We start from the raw sequence: 16,831 nt of genomic DNA, 5'->3' as shown, positions 1-16,831 counted from the left end.
CGGTCGAGCCGGCGTGAGGTGCCACGGCGTACGGGACTCACGCCGGCTCGACTGGTCTCAGGGACGGCAGACGCGGCAGGTGGTGAGGTGCGCGTTGTCCTCGCCGACGGGGTGCAGGTCGGAGCGGTGGGAGATCAGCTGGCAGTCGCGGCGGTGCATGGTGGCGCCGTCACCCGCGATCACGGGCAGGCCGGAGACGTCGAGCCCGTCGGAGCGGCCCGCCGCGGCGCGGGAGGTGACGTCGGCGAGGGCGAGGAGGGTGTCGGCGAGCCGCTTGGCGGTCTCCTTCTGGTCGGCCGCCATCCGCGCCAGCCAGGCACCGAAGTAGAGGAACCCCCCGGCGAACGTCAGGCCGAGGCCGAGCAGGCCGCCGGAGACGAGGTAGGACAGCTGGTCGTACTGGTAGGGCGTGTTGGCGGCGCCGTACCAGCCGAGCACGATCACCACGAGGCCCAGCGGCAGCAGGATCGCACCCGCCCAGAACAGCACGATCTGGAGCAGCTGGTAGTGGTTGTCCTTGAGCGGCGCGGCGCCCGAGGTGCCGCGGCTGGACGCCCGCGGGAGCGACGTGGTGGTGCTGGACGGGGCCGGCAGGGTGGTCATCTCTCAGGCCTTTCGGAGGTCGGGCAGGCCGCTGTCGAGGCCGTGCGAGCAGGAGCCGGCGCCGCCGAGGGCGAGCAGGCCGATCTTGCGGAGGTAGGTGCCGCCAGCGGCCGCGAGTCCGATGCCGCCGAAGAGAAGTACGCCGGGCAGGGAGTAGAGCGGCGGCAGGCCGGCTGCGGCCGGGGCCGCGTCGTCGAGCGTGCCGTCGGTCGCCGGGGCCGCCCCCGCGGGCGCGGCGGCGGGCGGGGCGGCGGACGGCGGGGCGACGCTCGTGCCGCCCCCGCCGCTGCTCCCGCCGGACGTCCCGGTCGACCCGTCGCCGCCGGTCGACGGCGGCGTGGTCGGGATGTCGATGCCCTGCACGGTGTCCACGACGGTGGTCGCCGAGCCGAGCGTGATCACGAACCGCGGCGAGAGGTGCACCGCCGCGCCGAGCAGGCTCTTGAGCTGCCCGGCCTGGTCGGGCACCGCGCCGACGATCTCGTCGAACGGCACCTGGTCGAGCATGCCGCGCAGCTGGTGGGTGTCGAGGGTGACCACGAGTCCCGCGACCGTGCTGGTGGCCTTGTCGCCGTCGCGTTCGTACGCCGGCTTCGGCACCGTGACCTGCACGCCCAGCTGGGCCAGGGCCTTGGCGGGATCGTCGGGCAGCCCGGGGATCGGCTGGGACTGGCCGCCGCCCTCGATGCCGTCGGGCCCGATCGCGAACTCCTGGCCCGCGATCGCCAGCGTCCCGTAGCCCGCCTTGCCGCTGGGCTCCGCCTGCTCGCCGTTGCTGGTCGCCAGCGACCGGACGTGCACGCCCGAGATCGTGATGACCCCGCCGAGCAGGTCGATGTCGGACAAGGCCGCGCGCGACGTCGCCGCCACGGTCGAGCCGTCGTTGGTCGAGGAGCTGGTCGAGACGTAGCCGCCGAAGTCGACCAGCGCCGCCAGCTCGGCCGGGATCTGGCAGGACGTGTCCGGCTCGGCGGACTGCTTCGCCTGCTTCTGCGCAGCCGGCGCAGCAGCGGCCGGGGGCTGTGCCACCGGCAAGCCGGGCAGCGGCGGGAGTCCCGGCAGGCCCGGCGTACCGCCGTCGCCCCCGCCGTCACCCGAGCCCTCCGCGCCCGCGTCGTCCACCTGGCAGTCGGTCGAGTAGCCGGTCGACGCCACCGTCTTGTCGGGCGACGCGTGCGTGCGCATCACCATGCCGGGGAACGGCTCGTCGGCCTGGGTGTCCTCCCCCGAGGGCGAGCTGGAGTTCACCTGGTCGGGGTAGCCGCCATCGGCGATCGGGCCGCTGAGCTCGGGGGGCAGCCCGAGGTTCTCCACGATCGTCTTGAAGCCCTCGCCGACCGCGTCGCCCGGCCAGACGTAGCTGGCGCGGCCGCGCGAGCTGCCGGTGTCGGCCTGCACGGTGGAGTAGCCGAAGCTCAGCTCCGCCTGCGGGTTGGCCGGGATCGGGATCGTCGGCTCGTAGATCTCCACGTGGACCGGCGTCGCGGTCGCGAGTGTGCTGAACCCGCTGTACGCCGGGTCGCCGGAGTCGCCCGCCTGCGCGGGTCCGGCCGCGGCGACCGGGAGCATCGTGCCGACGACGGCCGCGGCGGCGAGGGATCGGGTCAGGCGTTGCCGACTGGTGGTCATGCTGCTCCTCCGAGGATGACGTCGGACATGGTGGCGAGGATCTCGGCGGGCTCGCCGGTGGCGACGACGCGGCCGCCGGACATCACCGCTGCGTAGTCCGAGACGCGCAGGGCGGTGCGTGCGAACTGCTCGATGCACAGGATCGAGACGCCGCTGGCCGCGATCTGGGCGACCGTCTCGTAGAGCTCGTCGACGATCAGCGGCGCCAGCCCCATCGACAGCTCGTCGAGCAGGAGCAGCGCGGGATCGGACGCCAGCGCCCGCGACATGGCCAGCATCTGCTGCTCGCCGCCGGACATGGTGCCGGCGAGCTGGGTGCGGCGCTGGTGGAGCCGCGGGAAGTAGGAGTAGGCGGTGTCGAGGACCGCGGCGGCCGGGACCCCGGCGTACGACATCAGGGTGAGGTTCTCCTCGACCGTCAGGTTGGGGAAGACCGACCGGCCCTCGGGGACCGTGCAGAGCCCGAGCCGCGCGAGCTCCTCGGGGTCGGCGCCGCGCACGTGCACACCGCCGAGGTGGATGTCGCCCGACGTCGCCTGCTTCTGGCCGCTGATCACCTTCACGAGCGTGCTCTTGCCGGCGCCGTTGGGCCCGAGCAGCGCCATCACCGCACCCTTGGGCACGCTCAGGTCGACCCCGCGCAGCACCTCGATGCGGCCGTAGGCGGCGTGCAGGTCGACGACCTCGAGGATCGGGACATTCATGCGGGGACCTCCTCGGAGTAGCCGAGGTAGGCCTCCTGGACGCGGCGGTCGGTGCGGATGTCGGCCGGCGAGCCGGACGCGATCACCTTCCCGAAGTCGAGGACGTGGATCTCGTCGCACACCGTCATCACCAGGTCCATGTCGTGCTCGACCATGAGGATCCCGCGCCCCTCGGCGGCCAGGCCGCGCAGCAGCTCGCCGAAGGCGTCGGTCTCGGCCTCGTCGAGCCCCGACGACGGCTCGTCGAGCAGCAGCAGCGTGGGGTCGGCAGCCAGGCAGCGGGCCAGCTCCAGGAGCCGGGCGGTGCCGGTGGGGATGGCGTCGGCGCGCTCGTGGGCGTACGCCGCGATGCCGACCCGCTCGAGCAGCGCGTCGACGTCGGCGGCGACCGGCCGCACCAGCCCGGCCACGCCGCGGTGGATGTCGAAGGCGACCCGGACGTTGTCGCGGACTGTCAGCGAGCCGAACGCCTCGAGCCGCTGGAAGGTGCGACCCATCCCGCGCTTCGACCGCCGGTGCACCGGAGTGCCGGTGACCGTCCGCCCGTCGAACCGCACCTCGCCGCGCGTCGGCTTCTGCAGCCCGCTGATCACGTTGAAGCAGGTCGTCTTGCCCGCCCCGTTGGGCCCGATCAGCCCGGTGATCCGGCCGGCCTGGGCCGCGAAGCTCGCGCCGTCGACGGCCGTGACGCCGCCGAACTGGACGACCACCTGGTCCACCTCAAGAAGCGACATGCGCGTGCACCTCTCCCGTACGTCGACCCGTACGTCGACCGCCGAGCGGCAGCCGGTCGCGCAGGTCCCCGAGGCCGAGCCGGGAGTCGAGCCGGCGGCCGAGCCCGAACAGCAGGTTGGACAGCCCGTTGGGGTCCCGGCCGAGCGCGACCGCGCCGAAGCCGATCACCGCGAAGATCGCGCCGGCGGCCGACGGGTTGGACGACTGCAGGACCGGCAGCAGCATCAGCCCGACCCCACCCAGCGCCGCCCCGGTCACCGAGGTGACGCCGAAGACGACCGCGAGCAGCAGCAGCGGCAGGCTGTTGAAGAACTGGAAGTCCGCGGCGCCGATCGTGCCGCGCAGCCCGGCGAACAGCGCGCCGGCGAGCCCGGCCATCCCCGCGGACGCCCCGAAGAGCCCGACCCGCCACCACCGCAGGTCCAGCCCGAGGGTGCCGCAGGCCTGCGGGCTGTCGCGCATCGCGATCAGCAGGCGGCCGAGCGCCCCGCGGCGGAGCAGGAGCAGCGCCAGCCCCATGAGGACGAAGAAGACGACCATCACCACGACGTACGCGCCGGTGGAGCCGATCGACGCCCCCAGGATCGAGAGCCGGTCGGCGTGGAGGGTGCCGTTGTAGCCGAACGCGTAGTCGGCCTGGAAGATCATCTTGTCCATCAGCACGCCGAAGGCGAGCGTGGACAGCGCGAGGTAGAGCCCGGTCAGCCGCAGCACGGGCAGGGCGACGAGCGCACCGACCGCGGCGGCGACCAGCGCGGACAGCAGCAGGCCGTAGAGGTTGGGCTGGTCGAGCTTGGCGTAGGCCAGCGCACCGACGCCAGCGAAGGTGAACTGCGCGAGCGAGACATGGCCGCCGTAGCCGGTGAGCAGGACCAGCGACAGCATCACCATGGCGTACGTCGCGGCCGTGCCCACCAGCAGCAGGTTGGCCTGCGACATGCCGGCCGCGAGCGCCATGGCCAGCAGCACGAGGCCGCCACCCCAGCCGAGCGCCTGCGTCGTCGACGGCAGCGGCGCCGACACGATGCCCTTGACCTGCCCGATCCGCAGCTGGGCCTGCGGCATCAGCACGATCACCCCGAAGAGGAACAGCGCCGGCACCACGGCGCGGATGCCCGACAGGGCGCCTTGCGAGGGCAGGTAGGCGACCGCGAACGACTGGAGGATGCCGAGCCCCATGGCCCCGACGAACGTCAGGGGCAGGCTCTTGAGCCGACCGAGCATCGCCGCGGCGTACGCGTTGATGACGAGCAGCGTCAGGGCGTAGTAGTCGAGCCCGATGATCGGGACCAGCAGGATCCCGGCGAGGGCGGCCAGCGAGGTGCCGATCGCCCACGAGAGCGACGCGACCTGCTGGGGCTTGCCGCCGAAGAGCTTGAGCAGGTCGGGGTTGTCGACCGAGGCGCGCATGGCGGTGCCGATGCGGGTGCGGTTGAGCAGCAGGTAGAGCAGCAGCGCGACCACCGCCGACAGCACGATCGTGATGACCTGGTGGGCAGTCACGTAGGTGCCGCCGACCTGCAGGCCGCTGGCGGGGAAGAACGGCGGGACGGTGCGCGCCGCCGGCGGCCAGATCTGCTGGGCGAGACCGATGCAGCCCACGAACAGCCCGACGGTGACCACCAGCGCGACGCTGACCGGCCCCTCGCCGAGGCCGCGGGTGACGTAGCGCTGGATGAACCAGCCGGTGCCCGGCGCGACCACGCCGAGCACGAGGACGAGCGCCAGCCAGGTCGGCATCCCCTGGCGCTGGCTGAAGTCCCAGAACGTGAAGGCCATGACCATGCCGAAGGCGCCGTGCGCGATGTTGAAGACGCGGGTCGTGGTGTAGGTCAGCACGAGGCCGCTGGCCGCGATGGCGTACGCCGCGCCGGTGAAGAGGCCCAGGATCGTGAACGACAGCAGCGAGCTCATGCCTCAGCCCACCGTCGTGACGCCGTTGCAGGTGTACTTCGTCCCGCCGACCGGCACCCAGCGACCGTGCTGCAGCTGGATGAACCGCCAGCAGTCACCGGTGTGCTTGGGGCCGACGTGCTGCGGCGAGTGCAGCCCGTTGGCCGTCCAGCCGTCCACCTTCGCGACGTCGGAGATCAGCGCCGGGCGGCTCAGCTTCCCTCCGAGGGCGGTGGCCCGCTCGACGAACAGCCGGGCCGCCGACCACGAGAACAGCCCGAAGAAGCTGGGCTCCGCGCCGGGCTTCACCTGCTGGAGCCAGCTGAGGTAGAGCTGCTCCTCCTTGTTGGAGGAGGCCTCCTCGAAGGGCGTGAAGTTGATGAACAGCGTGGTGCCCTCGACCGCGTCGCCGCCGCTCTCGACGTAGTCCTTGGTGTACGCCGTGGGGTCGAGCATGAAGACCTCCGGCTTGAAGCCCTGCTGCTGCATGGCCTGCGCGAGCCGGACGAACTGCGCCGTTGAGGCGATCATCTGGACGTACTCGACGCCCTTGTCCTTCATCTGCTGGACGTAGGGCGCGTAGTTGAACTCCGAGATGTCGATGCCCTGCACGTAGTCGAAGTGCATGCCGCGCTTGCCCATCGCTTCGGCCTGGAGCTTGCCGTTCTCGGCGGCGGCGCCGGCGTTGATGTAGAGCATCGCGGCGTGCTTCGCGGCGTCCGGGTGGTTCTTGATGACGTAGTCGGGGACGGCGTTCTCGAACTCGGTCGCCACCGTCGACTGGGCGCCGAAGCACGTGGTGCAGCGGTCGCGGTCGCCGGTGACGGCGGCCGAGCGGAGGTCGGGCAGCCCGCAGGACTGGGCGGTGCTCGCGCCGCCGGAGTCGAAGGCCGACATCGAGCCGACCATCGCGAAGGTCTCGTCGCAGGCCTTGGTGTAGGCCTGCTGGTCGGCCGAGGCGTCGGTGCGGCTGTCGTAGGACTTGAGCTCGAGCTTGCGGCCGCAGATGTCGCTGGTGGCGTTGAAGTAGGCGACGTAGGCCTCCACCGCGTCCTGGCTGGCCTCGAACAGCCCCGGCACCGGGCCGGAGATGTCGGAGGAGTTGCCGATGGTGATGGTCGAGTCGGTGATGCCCGGGCCGTTCTTGAACCCGGCGCAGCTTCCGCCCTTGCCGCCGCCGGTCGCCGCGTTGTCACCGCTGCCCTGGGTGGTCCCGCCCCCGCCCGTCGCGCCGCTCGCCGAGGAGCCGCCGCCGGTGGACCCCGAGCCGCCACCGGCGGTCGACGTACCGCCGGCGGAGGTGGTGCCGCCGCCCGCCTGGGTGCCGGCACCGCCCCCGAGCGCACTGCCGCCCTGGACACCGCCGGCCGTGGTGCCGTTGACGCGGGCGACCGTGGCCGGGTCGAGCTGGCTGCCGCAGGCCGCGAGGACGAGGGACAGCAGCGCGACCCCGGCGGCGAGGGTCAGCGACCCGGTCCGGGGGGCCCGGCGGGGGCCGGGGCGGGGCTGGAGCATGCGAACCTCCGCATTTCTAGAACACGTATCAATTCACAACGACACATGCTCCAGAAGGTGACGGGGGCCACAGGGTGGTCCGATCCAGTCGGGGCGGCCTAGCGGAGGAGGTCCCGGCCGATCACCATCCGCTGGATCTGGTTGGTGCCCTCGAAGATCTGGGTCACCTTGGCGTCGCGGAAGAGCCGCTCGACGGGGTACTCCCGCGTGTAGCCGTTGCCGCCGAGCACCTGCACCGCGTCGGTGGTGACCCGCATGGCGGCGTCGGTGGCGGTCAGCTTGGCGATCGAGGCTTGGCGGGAGAACGGCCGGCCGGCGTCCTTGAGCCGCGCCGCGTGGAGGTACGTCGCCCGCGCGCGCTCGACGTCGGCCGCCATGTCGGCGAGCAGGAACTGCAGGCCCTGCTGCTGGCCGATCGGCTTGCCGAACTGGACGCGTTCGTTGGCATACGCGACCGCGTGGGCGAGCGCGGCCTGGGCGATGCCGGTGCCGACGGCGGCGATGCCGAGCCGGCCGGCGTCGAGGGCGGACAGCGCCACCTTCATGCCGGCGCCCTCTTCACCCACCATCTGGGCGGCCGGGATGCGGGCCCCCTCGAAGATCACCTGGGTGGTGACGTCGCAGGCCAGGCCCATCTTCTTCTCGGGCGCACCGAAGCTCATGCCGGCGGTGTCGGCCGGGACGATGAAGGCCGAGAGGCCGCGCTTGGCGTCCTCGGAGGTGCGGGCGAAGAGGATGTAGTAGTCGGCGCAGGACCCGTTGCTGATCCACTGCTTCGTGCCGGTCACGACGTAGTCGTCGCCGTCGCGGACGGCCTTGGTGCGGATGCCGCTGACGTCCGACCCGGCCTGCGGCTCGGACAGGCAGTAGGCGCCCAGCCACTCCCCCGACAGCATCTTGGGCAGCCACTCGTCGCACTGCTCGGGCGTTGCGTTGGCGGCCACGACGGTCGCGGTCAGCGAGTGGACGCTGGTCCCGACGCCGACGCTCGGCCAGGCCGCGGCGATCTCCTCGATCACCTGCAGGTAGACCTCGTAGGGCTGGCCGCCACCGCCGTAGCCCTCGTCGAAGGGCAGGCTCAGCAGCCCCGACTTGCCCAGCAGCCGGTAGGCCTCCGCGGGGAACGCCGCCGCTTCCTCCATCTCGTGCACCTGCGGCGCGAGCTCCTTGACGGCGATCTCGCGGGTCAGCGCGAGCAGCGCCTCGGCCTCGTCGGTGGGCAGCAGTCGGTCAACGTTGGTAGCCACCCCCCGATCGTAGGACGACCTCAGACCTGCCCCGATGTCGAGGCGACGCTCCAGGGGGCAAACGCGAGCCCCACCCCGCAATCCGGCTGCTTTCGTCCACGTTTGCCCCCGGTAACGTCGATCACGCGAGGGAACGCAGGCACGCGAGCACCCAGTCGGGGTCGTACATCACCTGTCGCCACGTGAAGCGCAGCACCGTCCAGCCGGACAGGACGAGCTCGTCGTAGCGGCGGCAGTCGCGGTCGTGCGCCTCCCGGCCGGTGTGAAACTCCCAGGAGTCCGCCTCGAGCACCAGGCGGCGCCGCACGTCCACGAGGTCCGGATGCACCGACTCGAACGGGTTGAACGCTCGCCCGTCGGCATGCGCGGCGATCCAGCGCACCTTCGCCGCGCCCTTCCCGCGCACGCCGGCCGCCGCCACCTCGAGCTCGTCGCGGTCGACCGCACGGTGGCGCAGCGCGGAGTCGGCCACGGCCAGGGCGGGGCCGGGCGCCAGCCGCCTGCCGCAGTCCAGGACGGTCCGGAGCGGACTGGTCACCGGCCCGCGCTCGTCGTCCAGGTCGGCCCAGAAGACCAGGCTCCCGCGGCGCTCCCGGACCTCCCTGTTGCGCGGAACGCTCACCCACGGGCAGGTGGGAGAGAACGCCACCTCCCACCCGTGCAGCTGAGCGGCCGACAGGTGCGACACGATCCCGCCGAGCCGGGCGGCCGCGGCGATCGCCCGCTCGGCCCCGGGGAGCGCGTAGATCCCGCGCCGGAGCCGCACCACCACCCCCGCGAGCCACGCGGCGCGCAGCCGCGCGGGGGTGGTGAGGCGCAGGAGGCGCTCGGTGGTGGCGACGCCGCCGAGCCGCTCGAGCGCGCAGACCGGATCCATGCCGGCCTCCTACCCACCAGCGGGGTCGGGCCGGACCGTCATCCACAGGGCGCCCCGAAATACGCGGGCAGGACGTGCGAAAACCGGGCAGAGTGCCCCCGTGCCGAACCGCCATACCCGTCCCCTCACCCGCGACGACCTCGAGGCGTCGGTCCGCCTCGGCCTGGAGGCCTTCGGCGCGCCGCCGAGCGACTTCGTGATGCCCGACCCGGCTGACTACCCCTACCCGGGCCGCCACTCGTGGGGCACCTTCGAGGACGACGCCCTGGTCGCGCGGATGCTCGCCCGGGACTACGACTCGTGGTGGCGCGGCGTGCAGGTCCCCACGTGCGGGATCGCCGGCGTCACCGTGGTCGCCGAGCGCCGCGGCGCGGGCCTGCTGACCGACCTCTTCGCGGCCACGCTCGCCGACGCCGCCACCCGCGGCCAGGTGATCTCGACGCTCTTCCCGACCGCGCCGGGGATCTACCGCCGCTTCGGCTACGAGCTGATCGGCTCCTACGACACCGTCGAGGTCCCGACCGCCGCCCTCGCCTCGGTCGCCGCACCGACGGGCACGACCACCCGCCGTGCCACCGTTGGCGACATGCCCGCCGTCCGTGCGGTGTACGACGCGTGGGCGGCGCAGCAGAACGGCCCGCTGACCCGCTCGGGGCCGTCGTTCACCGCCGCGGACGAGGAGGTGGTCGGCGCGTTCACCGGCATCACGCTCGCCGAGGACGGCACCGGCGTGGTCGGCTACGTGATGTGGCAGCGCGGCACCGGCTACGACGCGGCCGCCTCGATCGAGGTCGAGGACCTGGTCGCGCTGACCCCCGACGCCGCCCGCGCGCTGTGGCGGCTGCTCGGCAGCTTCGGCAGCGTCACCGGCCGGGTCCGCGTCCACACCAGCGGCGACGACCTGGCCCGCCTCGTCCTGCCCTTTCCCGAGTGGGAGGTCGTGCACCGCCACCCCTACATGCTCCGCGTGCACGACGTGGTGGGGGCGTTCGAGGCGCTGCCGCTGGTCGGGGTCGCCTCGATCGCCTTCCGGGTCGCCGGCGACCCGCTCGGCACCATGGACGGCGGCTACCGGCTCGTCGTCGCCGACGGCCAGGCCAGCTGCACGGCGGGCGACGTACCCGACGGGGCCGCGGAGCTGACCCCGCAGGGCCTCGCACTCGCCTACGCCGGCGCGCAGTCCGCGGGCAACCTGCGGCTCGCGGGCCACCTCACCGGCGGCGACGCGGCCTTCGACGCCACGCTCGACGCGTTGCTCGGCGGCCGCCAGGTGCACATCCGCGACTACTTCTGAGCCGTCTCCACTCGCGACGGGGTGAGCACGAGGGGGATGTAGGCGGCGACGTGGAACTCGCCGGTCGTCCGCAGCGTCACCGGCTGGATCCCCACCGGCCGTCCGTCGCGGTAGGTCACCAGGCTGATCTGGGCATCGCGGCGCGGCTTGCCCCCGATCGCGATGGCGTACGCCGCCCCGCCCGCCGTGCCGGTCGTGTAGGAGTACCCCACCTGGCCGTTGCTGCCCACCACCCGCGTCGGCCCCTCCTGGACGTGCAGGTGGCCGGCCAGGACCAGGTCGACGCAGCCGCGGGCCAGGGCGTCGGCGGCGAGGTCGGCGTCGTGCACGAGCATCGTGCTGACCCGCACCGGTGAGGCGCACGCGACGTCGGACAGCCGTTGGCCCACCTCGTCGAAGCTCAGCCCGGTCTCGTCCCGCCAGGCCCCGAGACCGCTCGAGCGGGGGTCGTCGACACCGAGCAGGGTCGCGCCGTCGGGCCCGTCGATGACCTCCCCGTCCATCATCGTCCAGCCGTGGCTGTCGAGGTAGGACGAGACGAACGTGCCGTGGTCGTGGTTGCCGGCGACGCCGTAGCGCCGGAGCCCGTCGAAGGCCTGGGTCACCGAGTCGAGGCTGAACTCCTCCCAGGACTTGCCGGCCGAGGTGTCGTCCCCGGCGTCGAAGACGGCCGTGGCGCCCGCCGCGTCGCCGAGGGCGCGGGCGACCTGGTCCATGCCGATGTTGTCGTGCCGGTCGGCGACGAGCACGACGACCGTCTCACCCTCCGAGGGCTGGTGCAGGTCGAGGGCCGCGGCATCGGTGGCGGCGGTGACGTACCAGCTCTTGCTCGACTCGTACTTGGAGATCGCGCTGGTGAGCAGGCGACGGGTCTGGTCGGTCGTGACGTCACCGCGCACCTCGATCCCGGCGGCCTCCTCGGGCAGCGTGACGTCGGGGCCGACGAAGTCGCCCAGCGACATCCACGGGTGTTCCGACTCCACCACCGACTCGTTGCGCGTCCACGGCTGCCACGCCATCAGCACGAGGAAGACGACGAGCAGTCCGGCCAGCGCGCCCTGCGGCCCCAGGGCGCGGGCGCCCAGGTCCCGCCGCCGTCTCCTGCCGAGGAGCAGCCAGACCAGGATCGGCACCAGGCCGACGACGGCGCCGCGGAGCGCGGCGTCCCAGGCCATGTCGGCCACGGCGTCCTTGACCTTGTCGACCTGGGAGTCAGGTTGTCCCGCGATGGAGATGTAGCGCCGGACGAGGTCGTCGGTCGAGCGCGCCTCGGTCTTGCCCAGGCGGATGTCGACGCCCAGGGTGTTGCCGGTGTCGAGCCGGAAGTCCGGCAGCACCGGCCCGGTGTGCACGACCACGTGCCCCCCGAGGTCGGGGCTGACCTGCGCGTCGTGGCTGGCCAGCACGACCGTGCGGCTGCTCGAGAGGAAGAACAGCAGACCGGCCAGGAAGGCGACGATCGTCCAGACCGCGACGTACGCCGTCAGCCGCGACACCGTCGCCGTGTGCCTGAGCACGCGCCCCCGCGCGTCCTCGGGCACACGACCCGGGGACTGCGGAGAGGACGACATGGTCAGGCGCGCGCCTGCGCGATGGCGTAGAGCGTCACCGACGCCGCCACCCCCGCGTTGAGCGACTCGACCTGGTTGGCCATCGGGATCGACACGAGCTGGTCGCAGGTCTCGGCGACCAGGCGGGACAGCCCGTTGCCCTCCGAGCCGACCACCACGACGAGCGGGCCGTCGGCGAGGTCGAGCTCGGGCAGCGTGATGTCACCGTCGGCCGCGAGCCCGATGACCATGCAGCCGGCGTCCTGGTAGGCCTTGAGCTGGCGGGTCAAGTTGACCGTCTGGGCGACCGGGATGCGGGCGGCCGCGCCGGCGCTGGTCTTCCACGCCGAGGCGGTCATGCCGGCCGCGCGACGCTCGGGGATCAGGACGCCGTGGGCACCGAAGCCGGCCGCGCTGCGCACGATCGCGCCGAGGTTGCGGGGATCGGTGACCTGGTCGAGCGCGACGATCAGCGGCTTCTCGCCGTTGGCCGCCGCCGCGTCGAGCAGGTCGTCGGGGTGGGCGTACTCGTAGGCAGGGATCCGCGCGCAGAGGCCCTGGTGCACGGCGCCGCCGGTCATCCGGTCCATCTCGTTGCGGGTGACCTCGAGGAGGTTCAGGCCCTTGTCCGCGGCCAGCTTGAACGCCTCACGCAGCCGGCTGTCGCGCTCGGCGCCCTCGGCGACGTAGATGCCGTTGACCGGCACGCCCTCGCGCAGCGCCTCGACCACGGAGTTGCGCCCGGCGATCCACTCGGCGTCCGAGCTCTTCGTCGTACGCCGCTTGGGGCGCGCCGCGGCCGACTTGTCGACCTTGTTGACCTGCTTGTAGACCTTGTGGTTGGGGCGGTCCTTGGCCTTGGGCGTGGGGCCCTTGCCCTCGAGACCACGGCGCACGCGACCACCGGAGCCGGCGGTGGGGTTGCCCTTGCCGGTCTTCTTGATCGCGCCCTTGCGCTGACTGTTCCCTGCCATTACTTCTTGCCTGCTTCCAGTGACCACGAGGGTCCGGTGGGGGTGTCTTCGATCTCGATGCCGGCGGCCTTGATCCGGTCGCGGATCGCGTCGGCGGTCGAGAAGTCCTTGCTGGCGCGCGCCTCCGCGCGCTGCTCGAGCAGCCCGCGGACCAGCACGTCCACGGCCTCGGTGAGCTGCTGCTCGTGGCCGCCGGTGCTGCTGGCCCACGCGACGTCGTCGGGCGAGAGGCCCAGCACATCGAGCATCGCCAGCACCGACGCGGCGGTGCCGCGCAGGGCGGCGCTGTCGCCGCCGGCGAGGAGCTTGTTGCCCTCGCGGGCGACCTCGTGGATGGCGGCGACGGCGGCGGGGGTGCCGAGGTCGTCGTCCATCGCGTTGACGAAGTCGGCGCAGGGCATGCCGTCGGCCGGGATCTCGCCGAGCACCGCACGCGCGCGGGCCAGGAAGCCCTCGATCCGGCGGAACCCGACGGCCGACTCCTCCAGCGCCTCGAAGCTGAACTCCACGTGGCTGCGGTAGTGCGCGGACACGAGGTAGTAGCGCAGCTCGATGCCGCGGAAGCGGCCCAGCACGGCCGGGATCGTGAGGCTGTTGCCGAGCGACTTGCTCATCTTCTCGCCGGCGGTGGTGATCCACGCGTTGTGCATCCAGTACGACGCGAACGGGTGCCCGGCCGCGCGCGACTGGGCCTGCTCGTTCTCGTGGTGCGGGAAGCGCAGGTCGACGCCGCCGCCGTGGATGTCGAAGGCCTTGCCGAGGTACTTGCCGGCCATGGCGGAGCACTCGATGTGCCACCCGGGCCGCCCCGGACCCCACGGCGAGGGCCACGCGGCGGTCTCGGGCTCGGAGTCCTTCTTCCAGCCCTTCCACAGCGCGAAGTCGCGCGGGTCGCGCTTGCCGCGCGGGTCGGCGTCCTCGGCCGCCTCCATGTCGTCGATGCGCTGGCGGGTGAGCTCGCCGTACTGCGGCCACGAGCGGACGTCGAAGTAGACGTCGCCCGAGCCGTCCTCGGCGGCGTACGCGTGCCCCTTGGTGATCAGCGCCAGGATCAGCTCGATCATCTCGGGGACGTGGCCGGTGGCGGCGGGCTCGTAGGTCGGCGGCGCGACGTTGAGCGCCGCGTAGGCCTTGTCGAGCTCCCGGTGCATCGCGTAGGCGAGGTTGTACCAGGGGCGGCCCTGCTCGGCGGCCTTGGCGAGGATCTTGTCGTCGATGTCCGTGGTGTTGCGGATGAACGTCACCTCGAAGCCACGGAAACGCAGCCAGCGCTGCAGGACGTCGAAGTTGACGCCCGAGCGCACGTGGCCGACGTGGGGCTCGCTCTGCACCGTCAGGCCACACACGTAGAGACCCGCCTTCCCCTCCTCGAGGGGGACGAAGTCACGGACTTCGCGGGTCGCGGTGTCGTACAGCCTGAAGGTCACCCGGCTCAGTCTAGAGTCGCGAGGTGCGTGCCCACACATCCGCGCTGGTGTCCCTCGTTCTCGGCCTCGCGGCGGTCCCGGGACTGGCCGCAGCCCCCGCCTCCGCCGCCCCCGCCCGCCCGATCGCGTACGCCGCGTGGGACACCGGTGCCGACTTCCGCACCGGCACCCTCGCCGGGGTCCGGGTCGCCCACGGTCGGCTCGTCCTGGGGACGCCGATCGGCTCCCGGTCCTACGGTGGCCGCCACTACGACCGGGGCTCGTGGACCGGCCCCTGGACGACGTCGTCCTTCGCGCTGACCCAGCTCGTCGCCTCCTGGTCCGCCACCACCCCCGGCGACTCCTGGATCGAGGTGCAGGCCCGCGGCCGGTCCGCCTCCGGCACCACGTCGAGCTGGGACACGTTGGGCCGCTGGACGAGCGGCGACGCGTTCACGACACGCACCTCGGTGGGCGGCCAGGGCGACGACCTGGCCGACGTCGACGTGGACACCCTCTCCGCGCCGGGCGGCTTCACGTCGTGGCAGCTGCGGGTCTCGCTGATGCGGGTCGCCGGCGCGACGACCGCCTCGCCGGCCGTCGACACCCTCGGCGCGATGACCTCGCGGCTGCCCGCGGGCGACGTCGCGACCTCGCGGCCCGGGGTCGCGCGCGGGGTCGTCCTCGACGTGCCGCGCTACTCCCAGATGGCGCACCGCGGCCACTACCCGCGCTGGGGCGGTGGCGGCGAGGCCTGGTGCTCGCCGACCTCCACCTCGATGGTGCTCGGCTACTACGACGCGCTGCCGGACCCGTCGACCTGGGCGTGGGTGCCGAGCGGGCACACCGACCCGTGGGTCGACGAGGCTGCGCGGTCGACCTACGACGCGGCGTACGAGGGCACCGGCAACTGGCCCTTCAACACCGCCTACGCCGCTCCCCTGGCCGGGCACGCCTTCGTGACCCGGCTGCGGTCGCTGCGGGAGGCCGAGCAGTTCATCGTCGCCGGGATCCCGCTGGTCGCGTCGATCTCGTTCGGCAGCGGCGAGCTGTCCGGCGCCCCGATCTCGGCCTCCAACGGCCACCTCGTGGTGATCGCCGGCTTCACCGACACCGGCGACGTCGTGGTCAACGACCCGGCGGCGCGGACCCGCGACGGCGTGCGCCGCACCTACGACCGCGGGCAGTTCGAGGACGCCTGGCTCCCGCGCTCCGGCGGGCTCGTCTACGTCATCTCCGACGACGCCCATCCGCTCCCGGGCGGCGTGCACACCAACTGGTGAAGCGCGTCAGGCCTCACCGGAGCACCGGGGAGGCCTGACGGGTGGTGGGTCAGCGGGTCCCGCGACGCACGCCGGCGCCCGCGAGGACGAGCAGGGCGCTGCCCGCCGTCAGGAGCAGCAGGCTGAGCGCGTTCCCCGTCGACGAGGTCGAGGCGACCGGGGAGACCTGGACCACGGTGGCGCCGGGCAGGCCCGCGTCGACGACCGTCGGCAGCTGCTGGTCGGTCTGCGCGGTGAGCTGCACGGCCTGGGTGCCCTTGACGTCGGTGTGCGAGCAGCGGCCCTGCTGGACCGGCGTGCTCGTGGTCGACGTCTGGGTCACGGTCTGGCCGGGCACCCACGTGTTGGTCGCGGCGTCGTAGACGAACGGCGTGGTCGAGGAGACCGTGGTGGTCACGACCTCGTCCGACGTGCATTCCACGTGGCTCGTGGAGTGCGAGGTGTGGGTCGCCGGCGGCTGGTTCGGCTGGGTCGCGCACTGGTGGTGGACGCCCTGCTGGACCGTCCACGGGGTGAAGACCAGGTTGCTGGTCGTGGGGGTCGTGTCGGTGACCAGGTCCCACGTCTGGGTGGTCTCGTTGAAGACGTAGGTGTCGGTGTACTCCTCGTCGTAGGTCAGCACGCCGGCGCCGTACGCCGTGCCGTCCAGCTGCACCGAGCAGCCCTCGAGCGACTGGTGGTCGACGCGGGTGACGTCCGGGGGCGGGGTGCAGGCCGTGCCGGCCGGCTGGTTGCCGGGCAGGTCGGCGCACGCGTCGGCGGGCGTGCCGCACGGGCCGACCGAGCCGGAGTCGGCGAAGTGGTAGGTGCCGTCCTCGGCCTCGACCACGGCCGACCACGCCGTGGTGGCGCCGTCCTGCGGGACCGGGAAGGTCTGGTCGAACGACGACCCGAAGGTGCCGCTCTGCGTGGCGCCGTCGATGGTCACCGACCAGTGGTTCTGCATGGCGGCGTCGTACGCCGTGGCGCCGACGTGGACGCCGTCGCAGGTGGCGGAGAAGTTGGGCGTGTGGGCCTCGGCCGGTCCGGCGACGAGGAGTGAGGCGCCGAGTGTGGCGACGGAAGCGGCGATGACCGCATAGATCTTCATGCTGGGTGGGTCCCCCTGGAGCTGTGGATGA

General features: G+C 72.7%; 14 protein-coding genes. 2 read left to right on the top strand and 12 right to left on the bottom strand.

The annotated features are described in order from the left end of the window. Nucleotides 1–57: 57 nt before the first annotated feature. The 8 genes from FB382_RS01070 to FB382_RS01035 form a co-directional block, all read right to left on the bottom strand. The gene (locus FB382_RS01070; RefSeq protein ID WP_182536054.1) at nucleotides 58–603 is read right to left on the bottom strand and encodes a hypothetical protein; all 546 of its coding nucleotides are present in this window, start codon (nucleotides 601–603) and stop codon (nucleotides 58–60) included. A gap of 3 nt (nucleotides 604–606) precedes the next feature. Then, complete coding sequence (locus FB382_RS01065) at nucleotides 607–2,232, bottom strand: choice-of-anchor P family protein (protein WP_182536052.1); 1,626 nt, start codon at nucleotides 2,230–2,232, stop codon at nucleotides 607–609. Beyond that, nucleotides 2,229–2,936 carry an ABC transporter ATP-binding protein gene (locus tag FB382_RS01060; RefSeq protein WP_182536050.1) on the bottom strand — a complete coding sequence of 236 codons (708 nt, stop codon included), beginning with the start codon at nucleotides 2,934–2,936 and terminating at the stop codon, nucleotides 2,229–2,231. Before FB382_RS01060 ends, FB382_RS01065 begins: the two co-directional genes overlap by 4 nt. After that, a complete protein-coding gene (locus tag FB382_RS01055; protein WP_125037540.1) occupies nucleotides 2,933–3,670 on the bottom strand; it encodes an ABC transporter ATP-binding protein in 738 nt (245 codons plus the stop codon). The genes FB382_RS01060 and FB382_RS01055 overlap by 4 nt, the downstream gene beginning before the upstream one ends. Next, complete coding sequence (locus FB382_RS01050; protein WP_182536048.1) at nucleotides 3,657–5,585, bottom strand: branched-chain amino acid ABC transporter permease; 1,929 nt, start codon at nucleotides 5,583–5,585, stop codon at nucleotides 3,657–3,659. The genes FB382_RS01055 and FB382_RS01050 overlap by 14 nt, the downstream gene beginning before the upstream one ends. Before the next feature lie 3 nt (nucleotides 5,586–5,588). Beyond that, nucleotides 5,589–7,079: an ABC transporter substrate-binding protein gene (locus tag FB382_RS01045; RefSeq protein WP_182536046.1), complete on the bottom strand. Its 1,491-nt coding sequence runs from the start codon at nucleotides 7,077–7,079 to the stop codon at nucleotides 5,589–5,591. A 98-nt stretch (nucleotides 7,080–7,177) separates the two neighbouring features. Continuing rightward, nucleotides 7,178–8,326 carry an acyl-CoA dehydrogenase family protein gene (locus tag FB382_RS01040; RefSeq protein WP_182536044.1) on the bottom strand — a complete coding sequence of 383 codons (1,149 nt, stop codon included), beginning with the start codon at nucleotides 8,324–8,326 and terminating at the stop codon, nucleotides 7,178–7,180. A gap of 121 nt (nucleotides 8,327–8,447) precedes the next feature. After that, on the bottom strand, nucleotides 8,448–9,203 hold the full coding sequence (locus tag FB382_RS01035) for a DUF559 domain-containing protein (RefSeq protein ID WP_182536042.1): 756 nt from the start codon (nucleotides 9,201–9,203) through the stop codon (nucleotides 8,448–8,450). 100 nt (nucleotides 9,204–9,303) lie between these two features. On the opposite strand from FB382_RS01035, the gene FB382_RS01030 reads away from it, so the two are divergent. After that, nucleotides 9,304–10,497, top strand: coding sequence for a GNAT family N-acetyltransferase (locus tag FB382_RS01030; protein ID WP_182536040.1), 1,194 nt, complete (start codon nucleotides 9,304–9,306; stop codon nucleotides 10,495–10,497). Here the strand turns inward: FB382_RS01030 and FB382_RS01025 are convergent. Genes FB382_RS01025 through cysS form a run of 3 tightly spaced genes read right to left on the bottom strand, consistent with a single transcriptional unit; the run spans nucleotide 10,488 to nucleotide 14,448 of the window. After that, nucleotides 10,488–12,014, bottom strand: coding sequence for a metallophosphoesterase (locus FB382_RS01025; protein ID WP_343055438.1), 1,527 nt, complete (start codon nucleotides 12,012–12,014; stop codon nucleotides 10,488–10,490). The two genes, FB382_RS01030 and FB382_RS01025, sit on opposite strands and share 10 nt — an antisense overlap. 56 nt (nucleotides 12,015–12,070) lie before the next feature. Next, nucleotides 12,071–13,021: a 23S rRNA (guanosine(2251)-2'-O)-methyltransferase RlmB gene (gene rlmB / locus FB382_RS01020; RefSeq protein WP_125037534.1), complete on the bottom strand. Its 951-nt coding sequence runs from the start codon at nucleotides 13,019–13,021 to the stop codon at nucleotides 12,071–12,073. Further along, the gene (gene cysS, locus FB382_RS01015) at nucleotides 13,021–14,448 is read right to left on the bottom strand and encodes a cysteine--tRNA ligase (protein WP_182536026.1); all 1,428 of its coding nucleotides are present in this window, start codon (nucleotides 14,446–14,448) and stop codon (nucleotides 13,021–13,023) included. The genes rlmB and cysS overlap by 1 nt, the downstream gene beginning before the upstream one ends. Nucleotides 14,449–14,471: 23 nt before the next feature. On the opposite strand from cysS, the gene FB382_RS22735 reads away from it, so the two are divergent. After that, the gene (locus FB382_RS22735; protein ID WP_220481215.1) at nucleotides 14,472–15,710 is read left to right on the top strand and encodes a C39 family peptidase; all 1,239 of its coding nucleotides are present in this window, start codon (nucleotides 14,472–14,474) and stop codon (nucleotides 15,708–15,710) included. A 49-nt stretch (nucleotides 15,711–15,759) separates the two neighbouring features. On the opposite strand, the gene FB382_RS01005 is transcribed toward FB382_RS22735, so the two are convergent. Further along, nucleotides 15,760–16,800, bottom strand: a complete 1,041-nt coding sequence (locus FB382_RS01005) for a hypothetical protein (RefSeq protein ID WP_182536024.1) — start codon at nucleotides 16,798–16,800, stop codon at nucleotides 15,760–15,762. Between the last annotated feature and the right edge of the window lie 31 nt (nucleotides 16,801–16,831).

Source organism: Nocardioides ginsengisegetis (assembly GCF_014138045.1).
Classification (GTDB): Bacteria; Actinomycetota; Actinomycetes; order Propionibacteriales; family Nocardioidaceae; genus Nocardioides; species Nocardioides ginsengisegetis.
The sequence above is the reverse complement of the archived record's forward strand: the minus strand, read 5'-3'. Positions and strand labels throughout refer to the sequence as shown.

Coding starts and splice junctions, on each gene's coding strand:
- FB382_RS01055 (WP_125037540.1), bottom strand. CDS start 3,670: ATGTCGCTTCTTGAGGTGGACCAGGTGGTCGTCCAGTTCGGCGGCGTC.
- FB382_RS01005 (WP_182536024.1), bottom strand. CDS start 16,800: ATGAAGATCTATGCGGTCATCGCCGCTTCCGTCGCCACACTCGGCGCC.
- FB382_RS01045 (WP_182536046.1), bottom strand. CDS start 7,079: ATGCTCCAGCCCCGCCCCGGCCCCCGCCGGGCCCCCCGGACCGGGTCG.
- FB382_RS01060 (WP_182536050.1), bottom strand. CDS start 2,936: ATGAATGTCCCGATCCTCGAGGTCGTCGACCTGCACGCCGCCTACGGC.
- FB382_RS01065 (WP_182536052.1), bottom strand. CDS start 2,232: ATGACCACCAGTCGGCAACGCCTGACCCGATCCCTCGCCGCCGCGGCC.
- FB382_RS01035 (WP_182536042.1), bottom strand. CDS start 9,203: ATGGATCCGGTCTGCGCGCTCGAGCGGCTCGGCGGCGTCGCCACCACC.
- FB382_RS01050 (WP_182536048.1), bottom strand. CDS start 5,585: ATGAGCTCGCTGCTGTCGTTCACGATCCTGGGCCTCTTCACCGGCGCG.
- FB382_RS01070 (WP_182536054.1), bottom strand. CDS start 603: ATGACCACCCTGCCGGCCCCGTCCAGCACCACCACGTCGCTCCCGCGG.
- rlmB (WP_125037534.1), bottom strand. CDS start 13,021: ATGGCAGGGAACAGTCAGCGCAAGGGCGCGATCAAGAAGACCGGCAAG.